The sequence below is a fragment of the Thioalkalivibrio sp. ALE30 genome (assembly GCF_000377465.1).
GTDB lineage: Bacteria > Pseudomonadota > Gammaproteobacteria > Ectothiorhodospirales > Ectothiorhodospiraceae > Thioalkalivibrio.
Window position 1 is genome coordinate 1 of the sequence record NZ_KB898184.1, and the last position, 8,606, is coordinate 8,606.

General features: G+C 67.3%; 9 protein-coding genes. 7 read left to right on the forward strand and 2 right to left on the reverse strand.

Annotated elements, in window-relative coordinates; genetic code table 11:
• Positions 1-10: 10 nt before the first annotated feature.
• Positions 11-952, reverse strand: coding sequence for an IS110 family transposase (locus tag D107_RS0113190; protein ID WP_018880901.1), 942 nt, complete (start codon positions 950-952; stop codon positions 11-13).
• Positions 953-1,380: 428 nt separating this feature from the next.
• Here D107_RS0113190 and D107_RS0113195 point away from each other — a divergent pair, with 428 nt between their 5' ends.
• The 7 genes from D107_RS0113195 (at position 1,381) to D107_RS0113225 (ending at position 8,116) form a co-directional block, all read left to right on the forward strand.
• Positions 1,381-2,037, forward strand: a complete 657-nt coding sequence (locus D107_RS0113195; protein WP_018866680.1) for a protein-L-isoaspartate O-methyltransferase — start codon at positions 1,381-1,383, stop codon at positions 2,035-2,037.
• A 102-nt stretch (positions 2,038-2,139) separates the two neighbouring features.
• On the forward strand, positions 2,140-3,465 hold the full coding sequence (locus D107_RS0113200) for a TolC family outer membrane protein (RefSeq protein WP_018876865.1): 1,326 nt from the start codon (positions 2,140-2,142) through the stop codon (positions 3,463-3,465).
• On the forward strand, positions 3,465-4,040 hold the full coding sequence (locus tag D107_RS0113205; RefSeq protein WP_018876864.1) for an isochorismatase family protein: 576 nt from the start codon (positions 3,465-3,467) through the stop codon (positions 4,038-4,040). Before D107_RS0113200 ends, D107_RS0113205 begins: the two co-directional genes overlap by 1 nt.
• Before the next feature lie 30 nt (positions 4,041-4,070).
• Positions 4,071-4,211: a hypothetical protein gene (locus D107_RS14140; protein WP_196799362.1), complete on the forward strand. Its 141-nt coding sequence runs from the start codon at positions 4,071-4,073 to the stop codon at positions 4,209-4,211.
• A gap of 10 nt (positions 4,212-4,221) precedes the next feature.
• On the forward strand, positions 4,222-5,073 hold the full coding sequence (locus D107_RS0113215; protein ID WP_018880072.1) for a hypothetical protein: 852 nt from the start codon (positions 4,222-4,224) through the stop codon (positions 5,071-5,073).
• Entirely contained in the window at positions 5,073-6,143 is a 1,071-nt protein-coding gene (locus D107_RS0113220) for a homoserine O-succinyltransferase (RefSeq protein WP_018876863.1), read from the forward strand. The genes D107_RS0113215 and D107_RS0113220 overlap by 1 nt, the downstream gene beginning before the upstream one ends.
• A 632-nt stretch (positions 6,144-6,775) precedes the next feature.
• Positions 6,776-8,116: an MFS transporter gene (locus D107_RS0113225; protein WP_018881658.1), complete on the forward strand. Its 1,341-nt coding sequence runs from the start codon at positions 6,776-6,778 to the stop codon at positions 8,114-8,116.
• A 273-nt stretch (positions 8,117-8,389) separates the two neighbouring features.
• Here the strand turns inward: D107_RS0113225 and D107_RS13395 are convergent.
• Positions 8,390-8,606, reverse strand: a 217-nt coding sequence (locus D107_RS13395) for a transposase (protein ID WP_019558383.1), incomplete at its 5' end; no start/stop codon positions are given.

Consider the following 8,606-nt stretch of genomic DNA (forward strand, 5'->3'; position numbering starts at 1 on the left):
GTAGGAGATTCTATGTCTCTCCACAAGGGGTCTTAGGTTGATAGTCGGTCTGATGGTTCATCAGGGCGAAGGCGACGCGGGCCAGTTTGCGAGCCAAGGCATTCAGCGCCTGAGTCGTCGCCAGGCCACGGTCCAGGCAGCGCTGGTAGTAGTCGCTCCAGGCGGGTTTGGACTTGGCCTGCATCGCGGCCAGGTAGAGCAGCCGTCGCAACTCTGGATCGCCCTGCTTGGTGAGTTTGCGCTGCCCCCGTTTTGTGCCGGAGTCGCGGATGCGGACATCCAGCCCCAGGAAGGCGACGAACGCATCACTGCTGCGGAACGCGCCGCGATGGAACGCCATCGCCAAGCCGGTGGCGGTGAGCGGGCCCACACCCTCGATCTGCTGGCAGCGCCGAGTGTGATCCGACCAGCCGGCGCGACTGACCGTCTCGCGCAGCACACGCTGGAGGACGGTATCCAGCCGAACGATCTCCCGAAGCAGGTGCTTCAGGTGGGCCTGCAGTTCGGGTACGCCTCGCAGACTCTGCTCCAGCATGACCCGTGCCCGTACCAGCGTGGCACGCCGGCGCAGCAGCTTTTGCAGGGTCCGGTAGCCCTCGGGCGGCGGTGTCCAGGGGCGCAGTTCGTCCTGCTCGCGTTGCAGATAACGCACCAGCAGCCGGGCATCCCCGGCATCGGTCTTGGCCCGGCCACCGATGCTCTCGCGGTAGCGATTGAGGCGATAGCCATTGATCAGATACACCCGGTGGCCCTGATGATGGGCCTCCAGCGCCAGGGCCAGGTGATAGTCGTTGGTGGCTTCCAGGGCGAAGTCGGCCGGACCCTGCAAACCACGGACCCACCGGCGGATCGCCGGGAGCTCGTTGGGACACAGCTGTGCGGTTTCACCGTCGATGCTGATCCACAACTCGGCCTTGCCGACATCGACCCCGATCCGATGCGTTGCCATCATCACACCTCCCGAGCTAGCTTGGAGTGGTCTGTCGGGGCCTCACCGAACGCTGGCTTGCCATCTATCGTCGGTCCCGAGCCGATCGATTCCTTATCGGCGTTTAAGGTGAGGGGTGGGACGAACTCTCCTACCGTCTGTGCCACAGGCCAGATGCCAGCTTCGTCCCTCCACCCCGACAGACCCTTTCTAGGCCTGCCACGGGTAAACATACAAGGCCAGCCCTCTGGCCGATAGGGCATCACCAGAACCCCATCGCGCAGGGGGCTGCGCTCCTACGGGCAATAGCGGCACCCCCCCGCAGGAGGCCAGCCCTCTGGCCGATGGGGTCTGGTCAACACCCCATCGGCCAGAGGGCTGGCCTCCTACTTGCCTGTTTCGGCGCGTGAACGTACTCTTTCGCGGCTGTTTAGCGTACAGAGGAAACCGCGATGGATTTCGCCAAGGCCCGGATCAACATGGTCGAGCAGCAGGTTCGCCCCTGGGACGTGCTCGATACGCGCGTGCTGGACGTGATGGAAACCCTGCCGCGTGAACGCTTCATGCCCGAGCCCTACCAGGCCCTGGCATATGCGGATTCCGAGATCCCGCTGGGGCACGGCGAAAACACCCTGCCGCCGGTGGTGGTCGGCCGGCTGCTGCAGGCCGTGTCGCCGCAGCCCACCGAGACGGTACTGGAGATCGGCACCGGTTCCGGTTACGTGACCGCCTGCCTGGCCCACCTCGCGGCCCGGGTCGACAGCATCGAGCGGATCGACGATCTGCGTCTCGCGGCGCGTAACCGCCTGACGGATCTGGGTCTCGATAACGCCCACCTGCGCACCGCCACGGTGACCCGTGACTGGACCCCGCCGCGCCCGCGTTACGACGCGATCATCCTCACTGGCGGCATGACCGAATACGACGACTTCCTCGAGCCCTACCTGACGCTCGGCGGCCGGCTATTCGTGGTCACTGGCGATGGCCCGATCATGGAGGCCCAGCTGATCACCCGGACCACCGAAGACGACTGCCGCCACGAGGGCCTGTTCGAGACCCGCGTGAAGCCGCTGGTTGGCTTCGAGCCGAAGCCCGCGTTCGAATTCTGAGCCGGTCGCCTGCGCCCCGGCACGGGGCGCGCGCCGGAGGCCCCATGCCGGAACATGCTCTGATAGGATAGGCGTTTCCTAATATCCTCCGGAGTCGCGTCCATGAACCGTCTGCCGTCGCTTCTCGCCGCCGCCGGGCTGGCCCTGGTGATCTCGGCCCCCGCCACCGCCTCCAGCCTGATGGAGGTCTACGAGCGCGCGGCCGCGGAAGACGCCGAACTGCGCACCGCCGAGGCGGAGTACCGCAGCGTGCTGGAGAACCGGCCGCTCGCGCGCTCTGCCCTGCTGCCGCAGATCTCCGGGCAGGCCGAGGCCGGCGCGTTCTACCGCGACGGCCGCAATGAACCGAGCATTGATGGGCGCGAGACCAGCTTCGGCGTCAATCTGGCCCAAAGCCTCTACGACCGCCGCAACTACATCGAGCTGGCGCAGGTGGATCTCGAGATCGCCCGCGCCGAGGCCGAACTGGATGCCGCCCGCCAGGACCTGATCCTGCGCGTGGCCCAGGCCTACTTCGACGTGCTCATCGCACAGGAAACCCTGGCCTTCCGCGAGGCCGAGGTCGAGGCGATCGAGCGCCAGCTGGAACAGACCCAGCGCCGCTTCGATGTCGGCCTGGTCGCCCGTACCGACGTCACCGAAGCCCAGGCCCAGCGCGACATCGCCGAGGCCGAGCGCATCGCCGCCGCGAACCAGCTGGACCTGACCCGCGAGCAGCTCGCGGTGATCACCAACACCTACTGGGACGAGCTGGACATGCTGCGCGACGAGGCCGAGCTGACCCCGCCGGAACCGGCCGATCCGCAGGCCTGGGTCGATATCGCGCTCGCCAACAACCTGGAACTGGCCGCCCAGCGCCTGAGCACCGAGACCGCCCGCGAACAGATCCAGCGCCAGCGCGCCGAGGGCCTGCCGCGGCTCAACCTGAACGCCTCGGTGCGCGAGAACCGCTACCACGGCCTGGATGTACCAGCTGATGCCAGAGGCGCCTTCTTCGAGGGCACCGACGCCCAGGTCGGCGTGCAACTGGAGATCCCGCTCTACACCGGCGGGCGCGTCAGCGCCCTGACCCGCCAGGCCCGCGAGGACTTCCAGGCCGCGCAGGAAGGCCAGTCGCTGGTGGAGCGCCGCACCACTCAGGACACCCGCAGCGCCTACCTGTCGGTGATCTCCAACAACTCGCGGGTGCGCGCGCTGGAGCAGGCGCTGGTTTCGACCCAGTCCGCGTTCGAGGCGGCCGAGGCCGGCTTCGAGGTCGGTACCCGCACCCAGGTGGATGTCCTGCTCGCCCTGCGCGAGGTCTTCCGCGCCGAGCGCGACTACGCCGAGGCCCGCTACGGCTTCCTCGGCGAATCGCTGCGCCTGCAGCGCGCCGCCGGTCGCCTGAGCGTGGCCGACCTCGAGGCCATCGACGACCTGCTGGAGTAATGTCCGCCTCCGCCACGCATAACCCACGGGCCCGCTGCGAGCGGGCGCGCTCGCGCCTGGTCCTGATCGACCTGCAGGAACGCCTGCTGGCCGCGATGCCCGAGGCGGCCCGTGCCGAGGTCGAGCGCAATGCCGCGCGCCTGATCGAGGCGGCGCGCAAGCTCGGCATCCCGATCGAGGTATCGCGCCAGTATCCCAAAGGCCTCGGCGAGGTCACCGCCCCCCTGCAGCAGGCGCTGGACGGCGAGGGCGCGGTCACCGACAAGACGGCCTTCTCCTGCTGCGCCGAAGCCGACCTGCACACCCGCCTGACCCGCGGCGACCAGATCATCCTGACCGGCGCGGAGACCCACATCTGCGTGACCCAGACGGCACTGGAACTGCTGGAGGCGGGCGTGACCGTGTTCGTGGTCGAGGACGGGGTCTGCTCGCGCGATGCCGGGCGCAAGCGCAACGGACTGGAGCGCCTGCGCGCCGCCGGCGCCATCATCACCAACCACGAGTCGGTACTGTTCGAGTGGCTGCGCGATGCGGCCGATCCTCAGTTCCGCGAGCTGAGCCAGTTGATCCGCTAATCACGAACCGGGAGACACGCAGGGATGCGCATGCTTGGAAATATTCTGCTCGGCGCCTGGCTGATTCTGTTCGGCCTGCGCGGCCTGCTGGGGCTGCAGTTCCAGTACGACCACTACGTCATCAGCGGCCTGGCGGTGATCGCCGGTATCCTGTTCATCCTTCGTCGATAAAACCAACATCATGCGCCTGACCCCCGACGAGTACCGCAATCAGGACCACCGCCGCATCACCCTGCTGGGGATGTCCGGTGTCGGCAAGACGCGCCTGTCCAACATGCTGCGGCGCGAGGACTGGTTCCACTACTCCGGCGACTACCGCATCGGCACGCGCTACCTGAGCGAACCGATCCTGGACAACATCAAGGCCCAGGCGATGGCGGTGCCATTCCTGCGCGATCTGCTGCGCTCGGACTCGATCCAGATCATCAACAACATCACGGTGGACAACCTGCACCCGGTGGCGAGCTTCCTCGGCAAGCTCGGCAACCCGGAGCTGGGCGGGCTGCCGCTGACCGAGTTCAAGCGCCGCCAGACCCTGCACCACGAAGCCGAGGTGCAGGCCATGCTCGACGTGCCCGACTTCATCAACAAGTCCCAGACGCTGTTCGGCTATCCGCACTTCGTCAACGATGCCGGCGGCTCGGTCTGCGAACTGGACAGCCCCGGCGTGCTGGAGACCCTCGCGGAGCACACGCTGATCCTCTACATCAAGGCGACCGACGAGGACGAGCGCCAGCTGATCGAGCGCGCCGAGAGCGATCCCAAGCCGCTGTACTACCGCGAGGCCTTCCTCGACCAGCAGCTGGCCGAATACATGCGCGACGAGGGGCTGGACTACGTCGCCCAGATCGACCCGGACGCCTTCGTGCGCTGGGTCTTCTCGCGGCTGTTCCGCGCGCGCCTGCCGCGCTACGAAGCGATCGCCGAGAGTCACGGCTACACCATCAGCACCACGGAACTGGCGCGGGTGCGCAACGCGGCCGACTTCGACGACCTGGTCTGCATGGCCCTGGAACGGGAGGCGCGTCTGTAATGCCACTTGTCGCCTACTCCGACCTGCCCACCTTTGCCCGCCTGAAAAGCGAGGGCGAGACCGTCCTGCCCAGCGACTTCGCCCAGCAGCAGGAGATCCGCGCCCTGCATATCGGGCTGCTGAACATGATGCCGGACGCCGCCCTCGCGGCCACCGAGCGCCAGTTCTTTCGCCTGATCGGCGAGAGCAACCAGATCGCGCAGTTCTATATCCACCCGTTCACCCTGCCGCAACTCAAGCGCGGGCCGAAGGGGCGCGACCACGTCAAGCAGTACTACGAATCCTTCGAGGACCTGAAGAAGGAGGGCCTCGACGCGCTGATCATCACCGGCGCCAACGTGACCCAGCCGGACCTGGCCCTGGAACCCTTCTGGGAACCACTGGCCGAGGTGGTCGACTGGGCCTGGGAGAACGTGACCTCCACGCTGTGCTCCTGCCTGGCGACCCACGCCGTGCTGCAGGCGCGCTACGGCGAGCACCGCCGGCATATGGGCGAGAAGCTGTGGGGCGTGTTCCCGCATCGCGTGGTCGACCGCGGGCATCCGCTGGTCACCGGCGTGAACACCCGTTTCGACGTGCCGCACTCGCGCTACAACGATGTCTCGCGCGACCAGTTCGAGCGCCACGGCCTGCGCGTGCTGGTGGAGAGTGACCAGTCCGGGATCCACCTGGGGGCCTCGCCCGACGGCTTTCGCATGGTCTTCTTCCAGGGCCACCCGGAATACGACTCGATCAGCCTGCTCAAGGAATACAAACGCGAGGTGGTGCGCTACATCCAGGGCGAACGCGACGCCTACCCGCCGCTGCCGGAGAACTACCTGATGCCGCAGGCCGCCGCTATCCTCGACGAGCACCGCGAGCACGTGGAGGCCGCCCTGGAACACTGCACCGAGATCCCGGCCCTGCCCGAGGCGCTGCTGCTGGACCGCCTCGACAACACCTGGCACGACACCGCGCTGGCGGTGATCAATAACTGGCTGGGCAACGTCTACCAGCTGACCAACCTCGACCGGCGCAAGCCGTTCCGCGACAGCGTCGACCCGAGCGACCCGCTGGCCGGGCGCCGCTAGGGAAACACGGATCAATGCACACGCTCGCGTTGGCACCCCAGGTTTTCCGAGACAAGGCGCGATGCGCAGCGGGTAGTGGTTCTACCCGCAAGTGGCGCAACGCAGGATCGGGGAACCTGGGGTGCCAACCCCACAAGCCATTGAAAGCAGGGGCTCGGCCGCCCGTTGTTGTCGAAAACTGGCGTGCGCACGGCGTTGCGGCTCCCTTGTGCAGAATGACTGCACGGCAGTCACCGCGCCTTGTTCGCACGCAAAAGCGACTCGAGCGCGAGCGTGTGCATTGATCCGTGTTTCCCTAGGATCGGCGGCCGGCTCCCCTCCGCCTTGGACCTCGGAGAAGCCCGATCGGTCAGAGGGCTAGCCTCCCAAGACCCGGACCAGGACCTGTAGGAGCTCAGCCCCCTGAGCGATTCAGCGTCGGCCGATATCCAGTCAGCCGAAGGAAGCCCCTATTACCCCGGAGAAACCGCTGCCACATTGATACTCGGCAGACAGGGAACACCCTGGGGAGGCGACCAAGACCGCACCGCCAGATCCGGCGCCACTCCACCCTACCTATCGCCCCATCGGCCAGAGGGCTGGCCTCCCACAGCCGTGGCATGATGAGTGACAGGCACACGACAGGAAGCCAGATGGCCGAAACGGACCAGGAAAATCTGCCGCGCCCGATTATCGGACTGTACGAAACCATTGCCGGCGACGAGGACGCGCGCGTCTGCAAGGACATCCCCGAAAACGCCTGCCGCGCCCAGCCGGTCAATTTCTTCGTCCACCTGGTCGCCAACACCCTGAGCAAGATTGGCGACGAGCTCGCCTCGGCCCGACTGGTGCTGGCCTGGCTGCTCGGCGCCCTGGGCGCCCCGGCCGCCTTCGCCGGCTTCCTGGTGCCGATCCGCGAATCCGGCTCGCTGCTGCCGCAACTATTCGTTGCCGCCTCCATTCGCCGCCGGGCGATCCGCAAGGGCTTCTGGGTGCTGGGCAGTGTCCTGTCCGGCCTGGCCGTCGCCGGCATGGCTGTCGTCGCCCTGACCCTGGAGGGCGCCGCCGCCGGCTGGGCCATCCTCGGGCTCCTGATCGTCTTTGCCCTGTCGCGGGGGATCAACTCGGTGGCTTCCAAGGATGTGCTCGGCAAGACCATCGCCAAGCACCAGCGCGGAACCGTGATGGGCTATGCCGCCTCCCTCGCCGGCTTCTTCACCCTGGGCCTGGGTATCTACCTGACGCTGGCGAACCTCGAAGAGGCCGGCATCGGGGTCTTCGTCGCCCTGCTGGCCGCCTCGGCCGGGGCCTGGTGGGTGGCCGCCGCGACCTTTACCCGGCTGCGCGAGGACCCGGGCTCCACCAAGGGCGGCGGCAACGCGGTGACCGAGGCCATCCGCTCCATGCGCCTGCTGTGGACCGACCGCGCCTTTGGCCACTTCGTGCTGACCCGCGCCCTGCTGATGAGCACCGCGCTGGCCCTGCCCTTCTACGTCCTTCTCGCGGAGGACGCCACCGCCGGCGATCTCGGAACCCTGGGGCTGCTGATCCTGGCCAGCGGCCTGGCCTCGGCGGTCAGCGCCCCGGTCTGGGGGCGCCTGTCCGACCGCTCGGCGCGCTGGGTGCTGATCCTGTCTGGCCTTCTGGCCGCCGGGCTTGGCATTGCGGTCGCGGTGGGCGTCTGGTTCGTGCCGGTGGATACCGACCACGCACTGGTCCCCGGCGGCTGGCTCTATGCGGCGTTGTTCTTCCTGCTCGGGGTCAGTCATGCCGGTGTGCGCCTGGGGCGCAAGACGTATCTGGTGGATATGGCCACGCAGGAGACCCGGGCCGCGTTCACCGCGGTCAGCAACACGGTCATTGGTGCCCTGCTGCTGGTCGGCGGGCTGTTCGGGCTGCTGGCGCAGCTGGCGGGCACCGAGGTGGCGATCTTCGTCCTCGCGCTGATGAGTCTGGCCGGCGCCGCCAGCGCCTGGCTCATGGGCGAGGCCTGACACGCGCCCCTCTCTCGCCCTCGCCCCCCACGAGGCATGCTGGGCGATTCCGTTTTCGCGTGACTCCGGCCTGCCGCCGACCTGTTGGTGGCTGGTCCCGGTTCGGCCTCTGGTGTTTACGGTGCCTCCGGCCGGTCGCCTGCCGGGCTGAGGCTGGTCCTGGTTCATTCTTCGGTGTTTATGGTGCCTTCGGTCCACATACTGCCCGGCGCTGGGTTGTGTGCGTCAAGTTGTGCAGAAGTGAGTCAGCCATGTTCGGTTGGTCGGTATGGCTCAGGCGGCCTCGGCCTGCCTCAGCAGGATTTTCTTGTGCTCTTTGAGCAGATCCATGTTCAGGTAGCGGTTGTCCTCCAGCCAGCCTTCGTGGATTTCGACGGCCAGGGCCCGTACCAGGCGTAGACAGCTGTGGGTGTTGGGGAAGATCCGGACCACCCGGGTCCGGCGGCGGATCTCCTCGTTCAGCCGCTCGAGCATGTTGGTGCTCTTCATG